This is a genomic window from Kitasatospora sp. NPDC001603 (genome assembly GCF_040298365.1).
Classification (GTDB): domain Bacteria; phylum Actinomycetota; class Actinomycetes; order Streptomycetales; family Streptomycetaceae; genus Kitasatospora.
Genome location: NZ_JBEPAA010000053.1, coordinates 1 through 20,216 on the forward strand (window position 1 = coordinate 1; position 20,216 = coordinate 20,216).

Consider the following 20,216-nt stretch of genomic DNA (forward strand, 5'->3'; position numbering starts at 1 on the left):
GCTCGGCCCCAGGCGCTCGGCCCTCGGCGAAGGCAGCGGCGCCCGCCGCCGTCCGGAAGATCCCGGACGGCGGCGGGCCGCCGGAGCCGACCAGGGCGGCCCGGTCGGTCCGCACGCCGTCCAGCGCCAGCTCGACCGCGCCGGGGTGGACGGGATCGGCCGGCGTCCGGAGGGCGAGTGCGAGCACCGTCGCCGCGGTCCGGAAGGCCAGCCGGACCCCGGAGGGCATCTGGGCCACCCGGCGCAGCGCCTCGTCCGGGAACTGCGCGGCCGTCCAGGCCGGCAGCCGCCAGGGCCGCAGGCCGTACCCGGTGCGCTCCAGGTGCAGGGCCCCGCGGACCTCCACCGGCCCGTCCAGCAGGGGGACATCGGCCATCGGGCCGGTCACGGACGCTCCCCGCCCTCCCACAGGAAGGACGCCGCTCCCCGGCCCTCCCGGGCCTGGCGCAGCGCCCGGTGCTCCGCCTCGACCATCGGCGGCAGCGCGTCGAGCGCGAACCAGCCGACCGCGAGCGACTCGTCGTCGTTGACCCGGGCCTCACCGCCCACCGGGCGACAGCGGAAGACCAGGACCAGGTACTGGGTCACGTCGCCGTTGGGGTAGCGGACTTCGGGCGAGACATCGACCCCGGCGAGCACCTCGGGGACGACCACCACCCCGGTCTCCTCCAGGCACTCGCGCGCCGCGCCGTCGGCGGGCTGCTCGCCGGGGTCGAGGATGCCGCCGGGCAGGGCCCAGCGGCCGTCGTCGGCCCGCTGGATCAGCAGCACCCGGTCGTCGTCGTCGAAGACGACCGAGACGGCGGCACTGAGCCAGAGCGGGCGGGTGCCGACCACGGCGCGGAGTTCGGCGAGGAACGCGGGGATAGCCATGCCCCGCACCCTATCCGGCACCGCGGCAGGCACCCGGGGAGTCCACCGCCGGGCCCCTACCAGGGCGTTGCCCGCGCGCAGGGGAGCCTGCCGCCCGCGGACGGCCGCCCGTGCGGGCCGCCGTCCGCCGGCTCGGCGGGCACCACCCGGGCGGGTCGGCGGGGAACCCGGACGGCCGGCGTCCCGGCCGCTATCCGCGCAGCGGCCGGGCCGGGGAGCCGACCACCACCTCACCGGCCGGGACGTCCCTGGTCACCACGGCGCCCGCGCCGACGAAGGCGTCGGCGCCGATCCGGCGCCCCTGCAGCACCACGGCGTTGCTGCCGACGGTGGCGCCGTCGGCGAGCAGCACCGCGCCCGAGACGTTGCCGCCCGGATAGACCGTCACCCGCGCGCCGAACACGCTGTCGTGGCCGACCGTCGCGTTGTAGTGGACCTGGCTGTGTGCGCCGAGGCGCACGCTGCTCGACACGTACGCGCCCCCCATCACCAGGCAGCCGGGGCCGAGTTCGGTGTCGGGCGCGATCAGGGCCCGGGGGTGGACGAGGGTGGCGGGCAGCGCGCCGCGGGCCTCCAGCAGCGCGCTGAGCCGCTGCCGGACGGCCGGGGCGGCGATCCCGACCAGGTAGCGGGCGCCGGCCGGGACGTCGTCGGGCCGGCGGACGGGCAGGCCGCGGACGGTGCCGCCGTGCCCGCGGTCGTCCAGGAAGCCGGCGACCGGGACGCCGGCCGCGAGGGCGGTGTCCAGCGCCTCGCGGCCGACGCCCCCGGCGCCGGCGATCCAGAGTGCTCGGTGGTCGGTGGCCATGGCGGCCATCCTGCCCGCTTCGGGGATCAGGACGCCTCCTCGACGGCGGTCCGGACGGGCTGCGCCAGCCGGGGCGCGGTGGCCTGCCGGGGCAGGCTGATCGTGGTGAGCGGCCGGACGGCGGGGTCGGCGGGCCTGGCGGCGGAGCCGACCGGCTGGTGGGAGACGGGGTGGTGGGAGACGGGCTGGTGGCCGGCGCTCTCGTGGCCGGCGGCCGCCGGGCCGGCGGTCAGCGGCTCGGTAGGCGCCGGGAAGCCGGGGTTGACGCCGCCGGCGGCGGTGATCCCGCTGGGGCGCAGCAGCACGCCGACGGTGAGCGCGAGGATGCGCAGGTCCACCCGGAGCGAGCGGTGCTCGACGTACCAGAGGTCGAGTTCGATCCGCTCGGGCCAGGTGAGGGAGTTGCGGCCCTGGACCTGGGCCCAGCCGGTGAGGCCGGGCCGGACGTCGAGCCGGCCGCGCTGGCGGCGGGAGTAGTGGACGACCTGTTCGGGCAGGGTGGGCCGGGGCCCGATCACGCCCATCTCGCCGCGGGCCACGTTCCACAGCTGCGGCAGCTCGTCCAGGCTGGTCTTGCGGAGCAGGTCACCGAGCCAGGTGATCCGGGGCGCGTCCGGCTCCTCGGGAAAGCGTTTGTCCCGCATGGTGCGGAACTTGAGGATCTCGAACTCCTTCCCGTGCCATCCGGTCCTGGTCTGGCGGAAGAGCGCCGGGCCGCCCGTCGTGCAGCGGATCAGCAGGGCGATCAGCAGGCCCAGCGGAATCGCGACGATCCCGGCCAGGACGGTGACCGCGAGGTCGCCCCCTCGCTTCATGACGGTCCTTCCCCCTGATGCGGTCTGGTGGGAGTGCGTGGGTTCAGTCGACCGTCCAGGGCAGTGCCTTGGCGCGGGCGACGGCCGCGTAGGTCTCCAGCGAGACCCCGGCGACGGCGCGCTGGTCGAAGTGCGCCGTGGCGCGGCGCCGTGCCGCGGCGCCGAGCCGTTCGCGCAGGCCGGGTTCGGTGAGGAGCCGGTCCAGCGCGCTGGTGAGGGCCCGGGCGTCCCCGGGCGGGGCGAGGAGCAGGTGCTCGTCGTGGGTGCCGATCTCGCGGCAGCCGCGGATGTCGCTGAGCACCATCGGCAGGCCGCCGGCGGCGGCCTCCATGGCGGAGCGGGAGAACCCCTCCCGGTAGGAGGGGAGGACGAAGACGTCGAGGGCCGCGTACACCGCGGGCATGTCGCCGCGCGGGCCGGGGAACTCGACGCCGGACTCGGCGCCGTGGGCGTCGGGCTTGTCCGGGTCGTCGGGGCCGATCCAGACGAACCGGGCCTTGCCGGCCAGCGCGCGGGCCGCTTCCGCGTACTCGCGGATGCCCTTCTCGGCGACCCTGCGGCCGACGCCGCCGACCAGCAGTTCGTCCGGGCCGACGCCGAGTTCGGCGCGCAGCCCGGCCCTGGCGCGGGCCCGGTCGCCGGGGGCGGTCGCGAAACGGCTGAGGTCCACGCCGTTGCCCACGACCCGTGAGCGGCGGCCCGGGACGGCCCGGGCCAGGGCGCGGCGGTCCTCGCCGTTCTGGTACAGCTCGGCGTGCGAGAAGCGGGCGGCGAAGGCCTCCGCGCCGAGGACGAACGCCCGCTTGGCGAGCGGGTCGTGGGCCTGCGCCCAGAGGCCGTGGCAGGTGTTGACGACGACCGGGACCCGGGCCAGCCGCCCGAGGACACGGCCGAGGACGCCGGTCTTGGGGTTGTGGGTGTGCAGGACGTCGGGTCGCAGCCGGTCGAGCACGGCGAGCAGCTCGCGGGCGGCGGCGGCGTCGGCGCGCGGCCGCCAGGACCGGGTCAGGGCGTGCAGCGGCTCGTGCCGGACGCCGATCGCCTCGATCTCGGACACGTACGGGCCGGGCGCGCTGATGCCGTACGTGTCGAAGCCGGCCTCCAGGTCCACCTTGAGTTCGGTGGCGAGCAGGAGGTGCAGGCTCATGTCGACGGTGGTGAGGTGGGCCACGCGCAGCGGCCGGCCGCCGGGGCCGCGCAGCCGCGGGGCGGGTCCGGCGGCCGCGGTGGCGGGTACCGGGGTGGGGTCAGGCACGGGCGCCCACCGCCTTCGCGGTGGCGACGATCCGGGCGTAGGCGCGCTCGGGGATCAGCCGGCCGTAGAGCTTGGCGCGGAAGAAGTCGATCGGGTCGGTACGGCGGACGGGCACCCGGCGCAGCCGGACCGGGTCGACGCCGGGCACGTTGCGGCCGACCTCGCCGGTGGCGGCGGAACGGAACCGGGCGCGCAGGGCCGGTTCCATGTGGGGCACCGGGACGCCCCAGGTGTAGGCGTAGTGCCGAGGGCGGACACCGAGGTGCTGCTCGACGTCGTCGTTGCAGGCGTCCAGCTCGGCGGTGGTGAGCAGCTCGGGGCGGGCGTGGCTGCGGGTGTGGTTGGCGACCGTGCACAGGCCGGAGGCGGTCATCTCGCGCAGCTGCTCCCAGCTGAGCGCGGGGGCGCCCGTGGTCCTGGCGGTCGACCCCTCCCAGCGCATCTCACCGCCGACGTGGCCGCTGGCGAGGTAGACGGTGAACGGAAGGGCGCGGTCGCGCAGCAGCGGCCAGGCGTTGTCGTACACGTCGGCGAAGCCGTCGTCGAAGGTGAGTACGGTGGCGGGGGTGCGGCGGCCGGCCTCGATCCGGTCCACGGCCTCGTCGAGGGAGACCACCCGGCCCGGCGGCAGCTCGGCGAGCAGGTCGGCCTGGGCGGTGAAGTCGGCGGTGCCGACGTCGAGCTCGTCGGGGCTGTCGCCGCCGACGCGGTGGTAGATCAGGACGGTGGCGCCCTCGCCGGGCCGGGCCCCGACCCTGCGGGCCAGCTGGCGTTTGACCCTGGTGCGGATGCCTCCGGCCGGTCCGGCCGCCTCGGGTGCTCCGGGCGCGGCGGTGCCGCTCATTGCTCCCCCCTCTGCGGCGCCCTCCCCGGCGCCGTCAAGTGGCCTCGCATCCGGCGCAGTTGGCTGCCGGACGGAAATCACAGTAGGGGGAACTGTGGGGCTGATGGCCCGGAATTGTGAAAGAAGCGAGAAGGCGTAGGCAGATGGGCCGAAACCGGCCGATCCGACCGGTCGGGCTCGATCGCCCGTTCAGGTGACGGCCGGTGGCGGCCGGGGCGGCTCACGGGCCGGTCGGGACGGTCACGGCCGCGCGGCGGAGCCACGGACCCGGGGCACCGGCCGGGCGGCCCGGGAGGCGCCGCCCGCCGCCTCCCGGGGCCGGGCCTGCGCCGAGGACGACGCGGGTCCGTGGGCCGGTGCCTCAGAGGGTGGCGCCGCGCCGGTACCGGAGCAGGGCGAACGCGATCCGGCCGAGCAGCAGCACCCCGGCCGCGAGGCAGCCGGCCACGGCCATCGCCCACGCGGGGCCGTCACTGTCCGGAACCGCCACGGCGACCACGATGCCGAGCGCCAGACAGGCCAGACCGACCACGGCCAGCGGGAGCTGGTGGGTGACCAGCGCGCCACCGCTCCACACGCGGGCCATCCTGGTCGCCCCATGAGGGTGCAAATGATCACGTTCCGCATCTGCCATGAGGCCAAGGTACCCCGGAGCGGCCCGGGAGGCAGCCCGCAGGAAGCGATATATCGACTACTCTCCGCAACCGGCTCTCGCCCGGTCACGGGCGCCGTCGCTGCCCCGGCGTACGCCCGGAGGCGCCTGTTTTCGGCCCGCGAAAATTCCTCGGCTGTCCGGTACAACCATCCACCGGGCACATCTGTCTCCACTACATTGAGCGATCCAGGAGCCGTCCGCGGTGCGGGTTGGGAGTCCCCGCCGAGGACCGGAGAACACCAGGGGGCGGAGCCGCCGTGCCCTGGAGTCGGAGGCCGGGCTCCAACCTCCGGCGGTACCGCCACGCCGCACCGGCGACCGAGGGGGAACCGTGCCGCAGTCCAAGTCCACGACGTCGACCTCCATGGCCCGGATCGGGTCCGTCATCAGCACCCTGCCGAGCGCCCACCTGCGCTCGTTGCCACAGGCGGCCGCCGGGCAGCCGGCCGCTCGGCGACGGGCCACCGGGCACTCGGCGGCCGCACCACCGATGACCACGCAGTCCGTGACCGCGCCGCCCGCACCGGGCCGGCCGGCGGTGGCCCCCGCGGTCGCGGCGGTCCCCCAACCGCTGCCGCGCGGACGGCAGGCCGCCCGTCGGCACGCCGCGCCGACCGCGGCCGACCGGCCCGAGGAGCGGGGCGACTGGTTGCGCTTCGCCCCCGTCCAACCGCTGTTCCGGGCCCGGGCCGCGCAGCGGCTCGCCGTGCTCGCCTACCACGGCGTGACCGATCCGCGGTCCTTCGGCGCCCAGCTCGACCGGCTCCGAAGACTCGCCACCCCCGTCTCGCTGGCGGCCGTCCAGCAGGCCGTCGCCGAGCGGCGGCCGCTGCCCGCCCGCAGTGTCCTGGTCACCTTCGACGACGCCGACCGCAGCGTGCTCACGCACGCCCTGCCGGCGCTCAACGACCGGGGCATCCCGGCCGCCGCCTTCGTCATCTCCGAGCTGATCGGCACGGAGAAGCCGTTCTGGTGGCACGAGGCCGACTTCCTGGCCCGGCACGGCGGGCGCGCCCGCTCGCTGGACTGCGGGCACCCCTCCCAGGTGCTGCGCCGACTCAAGGCCATGCCCGACCCCGACCGGCGCCGCAGCCTCCAGGAACTGCGGGTCAGCGCGGACCGGCGACCGCCCCGGCAGGAACAGCTCACCCCGGCCGACCTGATCGCCCTGCGCGCGGGCGGCGTCGCCATCGGCAACCACACCCAGGGGCATCCCTGTCTCGGACGCTGCGACGACGTCACCGTCCGGGCCGAGATCACCGGGGCGCACGAGGCGCTCACCCGCTGGCTGGGCGAGCCGCCGACCGCCTTCGCCTACCCCGACGGAGGGCACGACCCGCGCGCCGAAACCGTCCTCCAGGAGCTGGGGTACCGGCTCGGGTTCCTCTCCGACCACCGCCTGGGCCCGCGTCTTCCCGACCACCCGCTGCAGATCAGCCGGCTCCAGGTCGACTCCACCACCAGCACGCGCCGCTTCGACACCATCCTCTCCGGACTCGAACCGGCCTACCGGCGCTGGCGCGGCCAGGCCGTGGCGTAACGGCGGCGGGGCGCGGTGCGTCGGCCGGTCCGACGTCCCGCGCCCCGCCGGCTCCGCAGCCAGGGGGCGAGGGGGCGAGCCGAGCGCCGCCGGTGGACCGGTCGGCAGGCCTTCTCCCGCGCCGACCTTCTGTGTACGCACTACTGGGCCAGGGGTCGACGTCCGGGCGGCGGAGCCATCACGCAGCGGCTCCCTGCGCGGTCCGCGCGGGAGGAGCCGGGCCGCCGCGGCGGCCGTCCGGGTCAGGCGGCCGGGGCGGTGAGGTCGAGGCCCTGCGGGTAGAGGAGCACGGCGGGCGGGAGGGCGGCGCTGCGGCCCGCGTGGAGGACGGTGAGGGTGCCGGTGCCCCGGCGGGTGGGGTCGGCGACCCGGCGCAGGGCCTGGGCCACCACGGCGTCGGCGGAGCCGTGCAGGGTGAGGTGGGCGGCGGCGGTGGGCGCGACGGCCGCGCGGATGCGGTCGGCGACCAGCTCGTAGTGGGTGCAGCCGAGGACGAGGGCCGCCGTGCCGGCCGGCGTGCGGGCCGCCGCGGCGGCGACGGCCGCGTCGATCGCGGCGTCGTCACCGTGCTCGATGGCGTCCGCCAGGCCCGGACAGGCGACCTCGGTGACGGCCGCCGGTCCGGCGAAGTCCCGGATCAGAGCGCGCTGGTAGGCGCTGCCGGTGGTGGCCGGGGTGGCCCAGATCGCGACCGGTCCGCCGAGCGCCGCGGCCGGCTTGATGGCCGGGACGGTGGCGATGACCGGCAGCGCGGGCTCCAGCTCGGCGCGGAGCGCGGCGAGCGCGTGGACGGAGGCGGTGTTGCAGGCGATCACCAGCGCGTCCGGTTCGAGGGCCGCCGCCGCCCGCGCGCAGCCCAGCGCGAGGGCCGTGATCTGCTCGGGTGTCCGCGGGCCCCAGGGCATGGAGGCCGGGTCGGAGGAGAGCACCAGATCGACGTCCGGGCGCAGGTTCCGAAGCACGGCGGCGGCGGCCAGCAGGCCGATTCCCGAGTCCATCAGTGCGATCTTCACAGGGCAAGACTCTAGTCGATACCCCGTGGCGGGCCCCGGGTGCGGCAGACTGCCCGGGTGACCGTCCTGCTGTGGATCGCCGTCCTCTCCCTGCTGGTCTGGCTCTGGCTGGCCTGCTGCCACGGGCTGTTCTGGCGCACCGACGTGCGGCTGCCGCCGCGCCGGCCACCGGTCCGCTGGCCGCAGGTCGCGGTGGTGGTGCCGGCCCGGGACGAGGCGGAGGTGCTGCCGCTCAGCCTGCCGGGCCTGCTCGCGCAGAAGTACCCGGGGCGGGCCCGGGTGATCCTGGTGGACGACCACAGCTCGGACGGCACCGGAGCGCTGGCGGCCGCGCTCGCCGGGCCCGGGGGCCTGGAACTGACCGTCACCACCCCTCCCCCGCTGCCGCCCGGCTGGACCGGCAAGCTGTGGGCGCTGCGGCACGGGGTGGAGCTGGCCGGCCCGGACGTCGAGTACCTGCTGCTCACCGACGCGGACATCGCGCACGGCCCGGACTCGCTCGCCGAGTTGGTGGCCGCCGCCGAGAGCGACCGGCGGGACCTCGTCTCCCAGATGGCCCGGCTGCGGGTGGAGACCGGCTGGGAGCGCCTGATCGTGCCGGCCTTCGTCTACTTCTTCGCCCAGCTGTACCCGTTCCGCCGCAGCAACCGGCCCGGGGCCCGGACGGCCGCCGCGGCGGGCGGCTGCTCGCTGGTGCGGCGGGAGGCGCTGGAGCGCGCGGGCGGGGTGGCGGCGATCCGGGGCGCGGTGATCGACGACGTGTCGCTGGCCCGTGCGGTGAAGGCGGCCGGCGGCCGGACCTGGCTCGGACTGGCCGAGCGGGTGGACAGCGTCCGCCCCTATCCCCGGCTCGCCCAGCTGTGGCGGATGGTCTCGCGCAGCGCCTACGCCCAGCTGCGGCACTCCCCCCTCCTGCTGGCCGGGACGGTGCTGGGGCTGACGCTGGTCTACCTGGTGCCGCCGGTGGCCACCGTCGCCGGGCTGGCCACCGGGCACGGCGCGGTGGCCGCGGCGGGCGGCGCGGCCTGGGCCCTGATGACGGGGACCTTCCTCCCGATGCTGCGCTACTACCGGCAGCCGGCGCCGGCCGCGTTGCTGCTGCCGTTCACGGCGTCGCTGTACCTGCTGATGACGGTCGACTCGGCGATGCAGCACTGGCGCGGCCGCGGGGCGGCCTGGAAAGGCCGCACGTACTGAGCGCGACGTGGTCCACAATGATCAAATGGATCGTCAGACAATCTCCCGCCTCGCCCATGTCCACCACCCCATCGCCGCGCCGATCACCGACGAGTCGGTGGCCCGGCTGCTGGCCCGGGCCACCGAACACACCGACGCCGGCCGGGCCCTGGACCTCGGCTGCGGGGAAGGCGGCTGGCTGGTCCGGGCGTTGACCGCGCGCCCGCACTGGCAGGCGGTCGGGGTGGACCTCGACGCCGCGGCCCTCACCCGGGCCCGGCAGACCGCGGAGGCGCTCGGCGTGGAGCGCCGGCTCGGCCTGCACCACCAGAGCGCGGAGGAGTTCAGCTCGCGGGAGCCGTTCGACCTGGTGCTGAACATCGGGGCGACGCACGCCTTCGGCGGACTGCTGCCGACGCTGGCGGCAGCCCGCGAGCACCTGGCGCCGGGCGGCCTGGTCATGGTCGGCGACGGCTTCTGGGAGCGCGAGCCCACCCAGGCCGCGCTGGACGGCCTGGGCGCGACCCGGGACGAGTTCGCGGACCTGGCGACCACCACGGACCGGGTGATCGCGGAGGGCTGGACCCCGGTGTACGGCTACGTCAGCAGCCTCCAGGAGTGGGACGACTACGAGTTCTCCTGGACGGGCTCGCTCGCCCAGTGGGCGCTGGACAACCCGGACCACCAGGACGCGGCGGCCGCCCGCGAAGCCGTCGACCGGCACCGCGCCGAGTGGCTGCACGGCTACCGGGGCACGCTGGGCTTCGTCACCCTGCTGCTGCGTCGCTAGCCGTCCGGCCGGCGGTCCCCCGGCGCCGGACGGAGCGACGGGCGGACCCGAGCCGGACCACGCGGCGCCGGACAGCGCGGTGACCCAGGCGGGCGCGCCTGGGTCACCGCCCCAGCAACCGCAGGGCGGCCGGCTTGGTGAACTCGTACCTGGTCATCTGCTCCAGGTCCTTCAGCCAGCCGGTCACCCGCGCCGGGCGGGCCAGCGCCCGGGCGTACAGGTCCTCGAAGGCGGTGGTGACGCCGTCCAGCGAGAACCGCCCGTCCACCCACTCCCGGCCCCAGGCGCCCAGCCGCGCCCGGCGGTCCGGGTCGTCGAGCAGCCCGCGGAGCTGGTCCACCAGCGGATCGGGCACGCGCGAGCCGTCGCCGAAGCCGTACATGCAGCGCGAGGCGTGCGGTTCGACCAGCGGGCCCGGCTCGTGGACGGCGGTGTAGCCGGCCGCGCCGTGGACGACGACCGGTTTGGCGAAGGCCAGGCCGCGCAGCGCCGATCCGCCCATGCCGAGCACGATGTCGGCGGCGTCGTAGGCCGGCCGCGGGTCGGCCAACTGCCCCGGCACCAGCACGGCTTGGCGGCCGAGTGCGGCATTGGCCGAGGCGGCGCGGGTGCGCAGCCGCTCCAGGCTGGGGCCGGCGCCGACGACGACCAGCCGCACCCGCGGGTCGTCGAGCTGCCGGACGGCTTCGACGGTGAGCTCGGCGCCGGCGTCCTTCTCCAGCGCGGGGACCAGCCGGGTGACGATCGCGAGCAGCAACTCGTCGTCCCGGATGCCGTGTTCACGACGGAACGCGGCGCCGTCCCCCCGGCCCGGCGCGTCGGTGGCGGTGTTGACCGGCGGCTCGATCAGGCTGACGTCCTGGTGCCCGAAGGCCCGGCCGTCCCCCAGCAGGGCGCCGAGGCCGAGCACCAGCGGCTGGTGCCGGGGCAGGCCGCGCAGCATCCGGATCCCGTAGAACGTGGTGACCAGCGGCAGACGGCCGTAACGCCCGGGCCCGAAGTAGGAGTTGCGCGCCGCCCGGACCTCCCAGGCGTGCAGCAGCTGGCTGCCGTGCTCGGCGGCCAGCCGGCCGAGCCGGCGGCGGACGTCCGCGCGCGGGGTGTCGGGGCCGCCCGCGACCACCACGTCCAGGCCGTGGCCGGCCGCGACGTCGAGCAGCGGGGCCGGGCCCGCGACCCCCTGGGCGAACAGCACCGGATCGTGGCCGCGGTCGCGCAGGGTGCGGGCGATGTCGACCGCGTTGAGCTGGGCGCCGCCCAGGGCGAGGTTGTTGAGGTGGACCAGCACCCGGACCGGGCTCACGGGTCACTCCTCCCAGTGGTGCGGGACGAACACCGGCGCGGCCAGCACCACCGCGCGCGGCGGCGAGTCCAGCATCGGTCCGAACACGTCGAACTGGCCGGCCGAGTGCCAGCTCATCAGGGTACCGCCGTCGGTCCGGCCGATGCTGTAGACGCCGGCCCAGAGCGTGTAGCGGCCGCGCGGCAGCGGCAGCCGGGGGATCACGCAGGCGACCTGGTGGTCCTCCCCGGTGAGCCGGACTTCGTGGCTGATCTGGAAGATCGGGCTGGAGGTGCCCTCGCTGACGCCCAGGTGCAGGGTGGCGTCCCCCCGGTAGTCGCCGCCGAGGGTCAGTTCGACCGTCATCGGCTCGTCGGTGGTCAGGCTGTCGCGGTCCTCGCCCCGGACGGCGTGCTTGAGCAGTCGCAGCGGTTCGCCGGTGCGACCGCCGGACTCCGACTGCGCCTCGATGGAGTCCCGGTAGCCCGCCATGGCGTCCTTGATGCCCGCGTCCACCCGCACCGAACCCTGCTCCAGCCAGATCCCGCGCCGGCAGATGGACTCGACGGCGGGCAGGTCGTGGGAGACGAAGACGATGGTGGTGCCCTGCTCGGCCACCTCGCGCATCCGGTCCAGGCAGCGCTGCTGGAACACGGCGTCGCCGACCGCCAACACCTCGTCCACCAGCAGCACATGGGGCTCCAGGTAGGCGGCGACGGCGAAGCCGAGGCGCATCTGCATGCCGGAGGAGTAGAACTTCACCTGCCGGTCGATCGCACCGCCGAGCCGGGCGAACTCCACGATGTCGTCGAAGCGGCCGGCCACCTCCCGGCGGCGCAGGCCGAGCAACGCGCCGAACAGGTAGATGTTCTCCCGGCCCGTCAGGTCGGGGTGGATGCCGGCCCTGATCTCGATCAGGGCGCCGATCCGGCCGCGCACGTCGATCACGCCGCCGTACGGGTACATCACCCGGGTCAGCATCTTCAGCAGCGTGGACTTGCCGGAGCCGTTGGAGCCGATCAGACCGACCGACTCGCCCGGCTCGATGTGCAGGCTGATGTCGCGCAGCGCCCAGCGCCACTCCTCGCCCTTCTCACCGCGGAGCCGACGGGCCATCGAGTCGACCTTGTCGCGCAGCAGCATCCGCTGCTGGTCGGCCTTGAAGCGCTTCCACACCCGGTCGGTGCGGATGGTCCCCAGGGGGTGCGTCGGGCTAGGCGACATCGGCGATCCCCGTCTCCAGCTTCTTGAACAGCAGGTAGCCGCCGACCAGGAACACCAGCGAGGAGACCGCGGCGATCGAGGTGAGCGTGACGTCCGGCGCGTCGCCGTACAGCAGGGCGCCGCGGTAGCCCTCGATGACGGCGCCCAGCGGGTTGAAGCCGACGTAGATCTCCTGGAGGCGCTGCGGGATCTGCGCCAGCGGGTACGCGACGGGGGTGGCGAAGACGCCCATCTGCGTGATGATGGGCAGCAGGTGGCGGACGTCGCGCAGGTAGACCACGGCGACCGACAGGATCAGCGCGACGCCGTAGGTGAAGGCGAACTGGATGAGCAGCAGCGGCAGCACCCAGAGGAAGGTGACGGCCGGGGCGGTCCAGAAGATCAGGAAGAGCAGGCCGAGCACACCGACGCCGATCACCATGTCCACGCTGGCGACCAGCATGGTGGCCAGCGGGAAGACCTCGCGCGGGCAGTAGACCTTGTTCAGCAGGCTGAGGTTGTTGGCCAGGCTCAGCGCGCCCTGGTTCATCGTGTTGCTGAAGAACTGCCAGACGATCAGGCCGACGTAGGCGAAGAGCGGGTAGGACACCGCGCCGGTGTCGATCTTCACGGCGCGGTGGAACACCAGGGTGAAGATGGCGCAGAGCGCCAGCGGGGTCAGCACCGCCCAGGCGAAGCCGAGCACCGCCTGCTTGTAGCGGGCGCGCAGGTCGCGCTCGGCCAGGGCCCGCACCAGCTCCCGCGCGCCCCACAGCTCCCGGGCCACCTGTGCGGGGCGCAGCCGGCGCTTGAAGACCAGGTCGGGTGGCGGCCCGTCGGCGACCGCGGGCCGCCACGACGCGGCCGATGTCTGGCTGTCGCGCTCGTCGACGAGCTGCGCGCGTTGTCCCCCCACGGACCCCTGCCCTCTCCGGTACCGCCGGTATCGAGAAGTGGGCCCGCCACCACGGCAGTTCTCGATCCCGGCGGCGCGGCCCGGCGTCCACTCTGGCACAGAGTGTGGTCGCCGGGGGTCGGTTCGGTGAAGGTGATCGGTCGGTCGGGAGAGGGGTCAGCCGCGGGGGTGGCGCTGCTGGTCCTGCTCGACCAGCCGGTCGAGGGCGTCGGGCATCGCCGAGACCCCGCCGGCCCGGGTCGGCGTGGTGCGCTCCTCGCCCTGGACGATCACCGTGGGCAGCTCGTTGATCTTGTTCTGGACGAACATCGCGGCGGCGTCGTCGACGGCCCGCCGCACGTCGTCGGAGCGGTAGGCGTCCCGGAAGGTCCGCTCGTCGACGCCCTGGCGCACCGCCCAGTCGGTGGTGGTGTCCTCGGTGGTGAGGTCCTTGTCGTCGGTGTGGACGGCGCGGAAGGCACTGGTCTGGAGGCGCTCGACCAGGCCGAGGCGCTCCAGGGTGTAGTAGAGCCGCGCGTGGCCGCGCTGCGTGCGCTCCTCGGGGCTGCCCGGCCAGATCGCGGGCACCCGGCGCAGGTTGACGTCGGAGCGGTGCTTCTCGGCCCAGGCCTGGAGCGGCTGCTCCAGCTGCTGGGAGTGGCCGCAGTCGTACCAGAAGAATTCGACGGCCTCGGTGCGGGCGCTCTCGCGCACCGGCTTCAGCTGGTCGACGCGGACGGACTGGGAGCCCTCGCGGGACGGTTGGTGGGTGGTGGCCGCGCCGGCCTGGACGGGGGACGCGGCGATCCCGGTCGCGACGGCGAGCAGGACGGTGGACCTCAGCAGCGATTTCACACCGGGCAGTGTGGCGGTGACGGATCGTCGACGGCCACTCGCCCCGAGGGGGCCGGGCCGCGATTCGCCCGATCGGCGCAGCCCGGCCCGGGGGCCGGTGCGGACGGCGGTGCGGACGGCGTCCGTACCGGTGGACCGGCCCGGGGCCGGCGGCTGCCGTCCGCGCGGGTCAGCGGCCGCACAGGTCGGTGAGGAGCCGCTGCCAGGCGTCGGCCACCACGCCGAGTTCGCAGTGCGCCAGCACGTGCTCCCGGGCGGCCGCGCCGAGCGCCGTCCGGTCGCCGGCCAGCACCTTGGCCAGCGCCTCGGCGAGCGCGACCGGGTCCCCGGGGGGGACCAGCGCCCCGGTGGCGCCGTCGCGGACCACCGAGCGGACCCAGCCGACGTCGGTGGCGACGGCGGGCAGCCCGGCCAGCGCCGACTCGATCAGGACGCCGGGGACGCCCTCGCTGTCGCTGGTGAGCAGCAGGGCGTCGGCGGCCCGGTAGAGCGGGGCCGGGTCGGCGAGGGTGCCGAGGAACTGGGCCCGGGCGGCGGCCGGGTGCCGTTCCAGGGCGGCGCGCTGCGGGCCGTCGCCGGCCACCGCGAGGCGGACGTCGGGGAGCCGGTCGAGCGCGTCGAGGGCGAGGTCGAGCCGCTTCTCCGGGGCGATCGCGCCGATCCAGGCGACCAGCAGCCCCTCGGCGGGCAGGCCGAGCGCCTGCCGGGCCGCGCGCCGCTCGCACTCGCTCCCGGCGGGCGGGTAGCCGTCGGCGGCGCGGGCGTTGGGGATGGTGCGGACCTTGCCGGCGGGCAGTCGGAAGCGCTCCTGCAGCAGGGTGCGGGCCTCGTCGGCGAGCGCGGTGACGGCGGCCGCGCGGTGCAGCAGGGCGCCGGTGCGCAGCCGGCGCAGCGGGCTCGCCGTCCAGTGCCGGGGGTCGCCGATGGAGACGTAGACGAACGGCGTGCGGGTGCCGGCCAGGGCGAGGGCGCAGGCGGGGAGGGTGGCGGAGCCGTGCGCGACGACCACGTCGGCGGTGCGCGCGGCGGCGCGGAGCGCGAGCAGGGTGGCGGGGTGCAGCCGGGCGCGGCCGAGCACGGTGGTGGCGAGGGTGTCGGGTGCGTCGGGGGCCGCGTCGGGGTGCGGGGCGAGGGCCCGCAGGGCGGAGGCCTGGCCGCGGCGGCGCAGTTCCCGGTGCAGGTCCCGGGCGAGGTTCTGGGCGCCGCGGCGGCGCGGGTCGGTGATCACGTGCAGGATGCGGGGGCGGGTTCCGGCCGTCTTCGCCGGTGTCGCGTCGGGCATGGGAACGACCTTGGCACAGGGGGGCGTCCGGGGCAGCCCCTTCGCACAACCCGGCGGTGGCCCGTGCGCCAGCGCGGTTACCCCTGTCGGGCGCCGGTCGGGTGCCGTCGTACGCCGCCGGCGTCGGGCGCGCGCCCCGGTGCGCGCCCCTGGCCGCCCCCGACCGCCCGGGGCGGCGGGAGGCTCCTGGCCGAATACCTGGCGGGCGGGCGGCGCCACCTGCGATGCTGATCGGCAGTCAGGGTGCCGACCGGCACGGGAGACCGGCCGCGCCCCGGAGGGCGGGGGTTGGCCTGTGCATGTGCTCTATGTGATCGACAGCGTGAGCCGGGTCGGCGGGGCCGAGCAGGGCCTGGTGGCGATGGCCCCCCAACTGGTGCGGTCCGGGGTGAAGCTGGACGTCGCGTACCTCAAGGACTCGCCCGGGGGCTTCCAGCCGGAGCTGACCGGAGCGGGGGCCGACGTATTCGGCGTCGGCCGGGCCACGCGGGGGCGGACGCTCGCCGCGCTGCGCGGGCTGGTCCGCGAACGCCGCCCGGACCTCGTCCACACCACGCTGTACGAGTCGGACGTCCTCGGCCGGGCCGCCGCGCTGTCGGCGCGTACGCCGGTGGTCTCCAGCCTGGTGAACTCGGCGTACGGGCCGGAGCACCTCAACGCGCGCGGCCTCAGCCCCTGGAAGGTGCGGGCCGCCCAGACGGTGGACGCCGTGACCGCCCAGGGCACCCGCCGGTTCCACGCCCTCACCAAGCACGTCGCGGGCGCGATGGCGCAGCGGCTGCGGGTGCCGCGGGAGCGGATCGACGTGGTGCCGCGCGGGCGGGACCCGGAGCTGCTGGGCACCGTCACCCCGGAGCGGCGGGCCGCCGTCCGGGCCGCGCTGGGCCTGCCGCAGGACGCGCCGGTGGTGCTCGCGGCCGCCCGCCAGCAGTACCAGAAGGGCCTGGACGTGCTGTTGGAGGCCTGGCCGGCGGTCCTGCGGGCGGAGCCGGACGCGGTGCTGCTGCTGGCCGGCAGCGAGGGCACCGAGACGGCCCGGCTCACGGCCCTCGCCGAGGCGGCGGGCGGTGTGCGCTTCCTCGGGCCGCGCGACGACGTCTTCGACCTGATGGCCGCGTCCGACGCGTTCGCCGTGCCGTCCCGCTGGGAGGGGCTGGGCAGCGCGGCGATGGAGGCGATGGGCGTCGGCGTGCCGCTGGTCTGCGCGGACGTGCCGGCGCTGCGCGAGACGGTGGGCTCGGAGGACTACGCCCGGCTGGTGCCGGCGGAGCAGCCGGCCGCGCTGGCGGCGGCGCTGGTCGACACGGTGCAGGACCGGGCCTCGGCCCGGGTGCGGGCGAAGTCGGCGCGGGCGCGGTTCCTCACCTCGTTCACCCTGCACCAGGTGTCGGCGCAGATGGTCGGGTTCTACGAGCGCTCACTGCGCCTGCGCACGATCTGACGGGATCCCGTCGGTCCCGGGCGCCGTCCCGGTCATCGGGCGGTCCCAGTATCGCCAAAGCGGTTGCGCCGCACGTCGGGGCTCGGCAAGCATCGCAGGAGGACCGGCGGCCGGTGCGCGGCGTGCGTGGCCGGCGTGGGCGAGGCCCGGCCTGGACGCGGCACCGGCCGGGCCGGCCGGGGCCCGGCACCGCTGCGCCGCCGGGCGCGGGTCGGCGGGGAGCGAGCCGTCAGGGGGGCGGGTCGGGCAGCGGTTCGTCAGGGGGCGAGTTGCGACATCGGGCGAGGGATTCCACCGGGCCGAGAGCGTGGCGCAGGACAGACAGAGGCAGCAGCACCCGGACCGCCGCGCTCCCGAGGGGAGCTCACCAGCACCACCGCACCACGAACGCGAGGGGATCCCACCGGTGGAACCGGCAAACCACTTCACCGTCCTGCGGCGGTACTGGCGGCTGCTCGTCGGCTGCACGCTCGCCGCACTCGTCGTCGGCTGGCTGCTGACCCCCACCGGTGACACGGTGGACAACGCCAAATGGAAGTGCAAGGTCGCCATCACGCCGGTCGCGGGGGCCGGCGACACCGTGCGGGCCGACCAGGTGCTCTCGTACGCGCAGGGTTCGGACGTCGCGACGGCGGCGGCCCACCAGCTCGGCATCGGCGACGCCGCCGCCGTGATCGCCCGCCGGACCGTGACGGCCGACAGCGCCCAGATGCTCTCGATCGCCACCACCGGGCCGACCCAGCAGTCCTGTTCCGACCTCGCGGCCGCCTACTCGGCCGCGATCATCAAGGGCTTCAGCGACGAGTCCGCCAAGAGCGCCGCCGAGACGGTCCGGAAGCTGCAGGCGCAGGCGGACGCCCAGCAGAAGCAACTCGACGACATCCAGCAGCAGTTCAACCGCTCCTCGGCTGGCGACCAGCCGAAGCTCCAGCCCAAGCTGACCGCCGCGTCCACCTCGCTGACCGCCACGCTGACCGCCATCAGCAAGCTGCAGAACGGCGCCCAGACCGACGCCATCCAGCAGTGGGGCAGCATCGACGCCCGGCAGAACGCCGGCAACCTGCTCTCCTCCCCCAGCCGGAACGTCCGGCTGGGCCTGGCGGTCGCGCTCGGCCTCGGCCTCGGCGTGGTCGCCGCGCTGATGCTCAGCCGGATGGACACCCGGCTGCGCACCCGCAACGCCGTCGAGGAAGGCTTCAACCTGCCGGTGATCGGCGAGGTGCCGCAACTCTCCCGCCGGCTGCGGCGGTTGCGCGAGCCGCTGGTCCGGGCCCGCCCCTCGGACCCGGCCGCCGAGGCGTACCGCTCGCTGCGCTCCACCCTGCTGCTCACCGGGCCGGACGCGCTCGGCCGTTCGGCCGCCGGGCCCGCCGAGTGGGAGCGCGCCGAGCCCGCCCCGCGCCGGCACGCCGACCCGGCACCCGTGGTGCTGGTGGCCTCCGGCGGCAGCGGGGACGGACGGACCACCACCGTCGCCAACCTGGCCGCCGCGCTCGCCGAGACCGGTCGCGAAGTGCTCGTCCTGGACTGCGACTTCCGCCACCCGCAGCTGCACGCCCACCTCGGCGTGGGCGGCGGTCCGGGGATGGCCGAGCTGCTCAGCGGCGAGCGGCTCGGCGAGCTGGACGACCTGATCCGGCCGACCAACGTGGCGGGCGTCTCGCTGATCACCGGCGGCAACACCACCGCCTACCCGGCCGCACTGGTGCTGCGCGCCGCCGAAGTCCTGCGCCGGGCCCGCCGCCACGCCGACGTGATCCTGGTGGACACCTCGCCGCTGCTGCACGCCAACGACGCGTACGACCTGGTCCAGCACGCCGACGCGGTACTGGTCACCGTGCGCAGCGGCAATGTGACGCCCGAACAGGCGGACCGGGTCGCCGAGTTGCTCTCCCGGACCGGGGTGCCGGTGGCCGGGGTGGCGCTGCTCGCCAGCTTCGGCCCGGGCGGACGGCGCCGGCGCACCGGCCCGGTCGGCGGACCGGCGGCGCCGGGCGGCCGGGCCGCCCCGTCCACCCTGCCGCGCCCGGCCGCGCCGGCAGTGGACCGGGCCCCCGACCGGGCCCTGGAGCGGGGCCGGGACCGGGGGCCCGAGTGGGGCGCGGCCCGGAGTGCGGACCGGGGTGCGGACCGGGGTGCCGAGTGGGGCACCGAGCGGGGTCCCGACCGGGCGGCGCCGAGCTGGGCCCGGCGTGACGCCGCCGGACCGGGCCGGACCCGCCCCGACGCCGGTCCGGGCGTCAACGGCCACGGCCCCAAGGCCGGTGCGGTCGGCGGCGACCCGGGCGAGCCGGCCCTGCTGCGCGAGGCGGAGGAGCGGTGACCGGACGCACCCGGGTGCTCTGGCTGGCCAAGGGCCTCGGCCGCGGGGGCGCCGAGCAGCTGCTGCTCAACTGCGCCCGCCAGGTGGACGCTTCGCGCTACGAGGTCGAGGTCGCCTACGTACTGCCCTGGAAGGACGCGCTCGCCCCCGCGCTCACCGAGGCCGGGGTGCGGGTGCACTGCCTGGGCGGCGTGCCGGGCGCGCCCGGCCGGGCCGACCCGCGCTGGCCGCTGCGGCTGCGCCGCCTGCTCGCCGACCGCCGCTACGGCCTGGTGCACACCCACATGCCCGTCCCGGCCACCGCCGCCCGGCTGCTGTCGTACGGGCTCGGCGGCGGGGGCTCGCCGCGCCTGGTCCACACCGAGCACAACGTCTGGGACCGCTACCGCCGGGCCACCCGCTGGGCCAACGCGCTGACCTACCGGCGCAACGACGCGGTGATCACCGTCTCGCACGCCGTCGAGCGGACCATCCCGGCCGCGCGCCGCCGGCCCGGTGCCTGGGTGCACGTGGTGCACCACGGCCCGGACCTGGCCGGCGCCCCGCAGGGACCGGCCGCCCGGGCCGCCGCGCGGGCCGGACTCGGCTTGCCGCAGGACGCGTTCGTGGTCGGCACGGTCGGCAACCTGACACCGAAGAAGGACCAGTCCACGCTGCTCGCCGCCCATGCCGAGCTGTGCCGCGGCCGACCGCCGGCCCGGCTGGTGGTGATCGGCGCCGGACCGCTGGACGAGCGGCTGCGGGCCCGGGCCGCCGAGCTGGGGGTGGCCGACAGCGTGCTGTTCACCGGCTCCCGCCCGGACGTCCCCGCGCTGCTGCCGGGACTGGACGTCTTTGCCCTGAGTTCCCGTCAGGAAGGCCTGCCGGTCGCCCTGATGGAGGCGATGACCAGCGGCCTGCCGGCCGTGGTCACCCGGGTCGGCGGCATGCCGGAGGTGCTCGACGACGGCGAGCAGGGCCTCCTGGTGGAGCCCGGTGACCCGGTCGCCCTGGCCGCCGCGCTCGGCCGGCTGGCCGACGATCCGGAGCTGCGGGAACGCCTCGGGGCGGCAGCGCGGGAGCGCTCCGCCCGCTTCGACGTCGCGGGCGCCCAGCGGGCCGTGGAGGCGGTGTACGAGAAGGTGCTGCGGCGCTGAGCCCCCCTGGTCCCCCGAAGGCTGCTACCA

General features: G+C 76.1%; 18 protein-coding genes and 1 pseudogene. 6 read left to right on the forward strand and 13 right to left on the reverse strand.

The genetic code is table 11. The features are described from left to right. The 7 genes and pseudogenes from ABT263_RS27570 to ABT263_RS27600 all read right to left on the reverse strand — a co-directional run. Positions 1-388: pseudogene (locus tag ABT263_RS27570) on the reverse strand (hypothetical protein); the annotation flags it as partial. Next, positions 385-873 carry an NUDIX hydrolase gene (locus ABT263_RS27575; protein WP_352294320.1) on the reverse strand — a complete coding sequence of 163 codons (489 nt, stop codon included), beginning with the start codon at positions 871-873 and terminating at the stop codon, positions 385-387. The pseudogene ABT263_RS27570 and the gene ABT263_RS27575, both read right to left, overlap by 4 nt. A gap of 190 nt (positions 874-1,063) precedes the next feature. Continuing rightward, positions 1,064-1,681: an acetyltransferase gene (locus ABT263_RS27580; protein WP_352294322.1), complete on the reverse strand. Its 618-nt coding sequence runs from the start codon at positions 1,679-1,681 to the stop codon at positions 1,064-1,066. Between the two features lie 26 nt (positions 1,682-1,707). Further along, entirely contained in the window at positions 1,708-2,496 is a 789-nt protein-coding gene (locus ABT263_RS27585) for a sugar transferase (RefSeq protein ID WP_352294324.1), read from the reverse strand. A gap of 43 nt (positions 2,497-2,539) precedes the next feature. Next, on the reverse strand, positions 2,540-3,751 hold the full coding sequence (locus tag ABT263_RS27590; protein ID WP_352294326.1) for a glycosyltransferase: 1,212 nt from the start codon (positions 3,749-3,751) through the stop codon (positions 2,540-2,542). Next, entirely contained in the window at positions 3,744-4,595 is an 852-nt protein-coding gene (locus tag ABT263_RS27595) for a polysaccharide deacetylase family protein (RefSeq protein WP_352294328.1), read from the reverse strand. Before ABT263_RS27595 ends, ABT263_RS27590 begins: the two co-directional genes overlap by 8 nt. A 361-nt stretch (positions 4,596-4,956) precedes the next feature. Beyond that, on the reverse strand, positions 4,957-5,181 hold the full coding sequence (locus ABT263_RS27600) for a hypothetical protein (RefSeq protein WP_329490825.1): 225 nt from the start codon (positions 5,179-5,181) through the stop codon (positions 4,957-4,959). A 400-nt stretch (positions 5,182-5,581) separates the two neighbouring features. On the opposite strand from ABT263_RS27600, the gene ABT263_RS27605 reads away from it, so the two are divergent. Beyond that, positions 5,582-6,790, forward strand: a complete 1,209-nt coding sequence (locus ABT263_RS27605) for a polysaccharide deacetylase family protein (protein WP_352294329.1) — start codon at positions 5,582-5,584, stop codon at positions 6,788-6,790. Positions 6,791-7,032: 242 nt separating this feature from the next. On the opposite strand, the gene ABT263_RS27610 is transcribed toward ABT263_RS27605, so the two are convergent. Beyond that, positions 7,033-7,803 (reverse strand): glutamate racemase, encoded by a 771-nt coding sequence (locus tag ABT263_RS27610; protein ID WP_352294331.1) that lies wholly within the window; start codon positions 7,801-7,803, stop codon positions 7,033-7,035. 57 nt (positions 7,804-7,860) lie between these two features. Here ABT263_RS27610 and ABT263_RS27615 point away from each other — a divergent pair, with 57 nt between their 5' ends. Further along, positions 7,861-9,000 carry a glycosyltransferase gene (locus ABT263_RS27615; RefSeq protein WP_352294333.1) on the forward strand — a complete coding sequence of 380 codons (1,140 nt, stop codon included), beginning with the start codon at positions 7,861-7,863 and terminating at the stop codon, positions 8,998-9,000. Positions 9,001-9,025: 25 nt separating this feature from the next. After that, complete coding sequence (locus ABT263_RS27620; RefSeq protein WP_329490821.1) at positions 9,026-9,769, forward strand: SAM-dependent methyltransferase; 744 nt, start codon at positions 9,026-9,028, stop codon at positions 9,767-9,769. 103 nt (positions 9,770-9,872) lie between these two features. On the opposite strand, the gene ABT263_RS27625 is transcribed toward ABT263_RS27620, so the two are convergent. The 5 genes from ABT263_RS27625 to ABT263_RS27645 form a co-directional block, all read right to left on the reverse strand. Further along, a complete protein-coding gene (locus ABT263_RS27625; protein WP_352294335.1) occupies positions 9,873-11,072 on the reverse strand; it encodes a glycosyltransferase family 4 protein in 1,200 nt (399 codons plus the stop codon). Positions 11,073-11,075: 3 nt separating this feature from the next. After that, complete coding sequence (locus ABT263_RS27630) at positions 11,076-12,275, reverse strand: ABC transporter ATP-binding protein (protein WP_352294337.1); 1,200 nt, start codon at positions 12,273-12,275, stop codon at positions 11,076-11,078. Then, entirely contained in the window at positions 12,265-13,170 is a 906-nt protein-coding gene (locus tag ABT263_RS27635) for an ABC transporter permease (protein ID WP_329490818.1), read from the reverse strand. The genes ABT263_RS27630 and ABT263_RS27635 overlap by 11 nt, the downstream gene beginning before the upstream one ends. Before the next feature lie 156 nt (positions 13,171-13,326). Then, positions 13,327-14,004 carry a thiol:disulfide interchange protein DsbA/DsbL gene (locus tag ABT263_RS27640; protein WP_352294339.1) on the reverse strand — a complete coding sequence of 226 codons (678 nt, stop codon included), beginning with the start codon at positions 14,002-14,004 and terminating at the stop codon, positions 13,327-13,329. A 169-nt stretch (positions 14,005-14,173) separates the two neighbouring features. Further along, positions 14,174-15,286, reverse strand: a complete 1,113-nt coding sequence (locus ABT263_RS27645) for a glycosyltransferase family 4 protein (RefSeq protein ID WP_352294341.1) — start codon at positions 15,284-15,286, stop codon at positions 14,174-14,176. A 301-nt stretch (positions 15,287-15,587) separates the two neighbouring features. Here ABT263_RS27645 and ABT263_RS27650 point away from each other — a divergent pair, with 301 nt between their 5' ends. The 3 genes from ABT263_RS27650 (at position 15,588) to ABT263_RS27660 (ending at position 20,186) form a co-directional block, all read left to right on the forward strand. After that, the gene (locus ABT263_RS27650; protein WP_352294343.1) at positions 15,588-16,727 is read left to right on the forward strand and encodes a glycosyltransferase family 4 protein; all 1,140 of its coding nucleotides are present in this window, start codon (positions 15,588-15,590) and stop codon (positions 16,725-16,727) included. Between the two features lie 406 nt (positions 16,728-17,133). After that, a complete protein-coding gene (locus tag ABT263_RS27655) occupies positions 17,134-19,050 on the forward strand; it encodes a CpsD/CapB family tyrosine-protein kinase (protein WP_352294345.1) in 1,917 nt (638 codons plus the stop codon). Further along, a complete protein-coding gene (locus tag ABT263_RS27660) occupies positions 19,047-20,186 on the forward strand; it encodes a glycosyltransferase (protein WP_352294347.1) in 1,140 nt (379 codons plus the stop codon). The genes ABT263_RS27655 and ABT263_RS27660 overlap by 4 nt, the downstream gene beginning before the upstream one ends. The last annotated feature ends 30 nt before the right edge of the window (positions 20,187-20,216 follow it).

Coding starts and splice junctions, on each gene's coding strand:
- ABT263_RS27585 (WP_352294324.1), bottom strand. CDS start 2,496: ATGAAGCGAGGGGGCGACCTCGCGGTCACCGTCCTGGCCGGGATCGTC.
- ABT263_RS27645 (WP_352294341.1), bottom strand. CDS start 15,286: ATGCCCGACGCGACACCGGCGAAGACGGCCGGAACCCGCCCCCGCATC.
- ABT263_RS27630 (WP_352294337.1), bottom strand. CDS start 12,275: ATGTCGCCTAGCCCGACGCACCCCCTGGGGACCATCCGCACCGACCGG.
- ABT263_RS27600 (WP_329490825.1), bottom strand. CDS start 5,181: ATGGCCCGCGTGTGGAGCGGTGGCGCGCTGGTCACCCACCAGCTCCCG.
- ABT263_RS27575 (WP_352294320.1), bottom strand. CDS start 873: ATGGCTATCCCCGCGTTCCTCGCCGAACTCCGCGCCGTGGTCGGCACC.
- ABT263_RS27620 (WP_329490821.1), top strand. CDS start 9,026: ATGGATCGTCAGACAATCTCCCGCCTCGCCCATGTCCACCACCCCATC.
- ABT263_RS27580 (WP_352294322.1), bottom strand. CDS start 1,681: ATGGCCACCGACCACCGAGCACTCTGGATCGCCGGCGCCGGGGGCGTC.
- ABT263_RS27595 (WP_352294328.1), bottom strand. CDS start 4,595: ATGAGCGGCACCGCCGCGCCCGGAGCACCCGAGGCGGCCGGACCGGCC.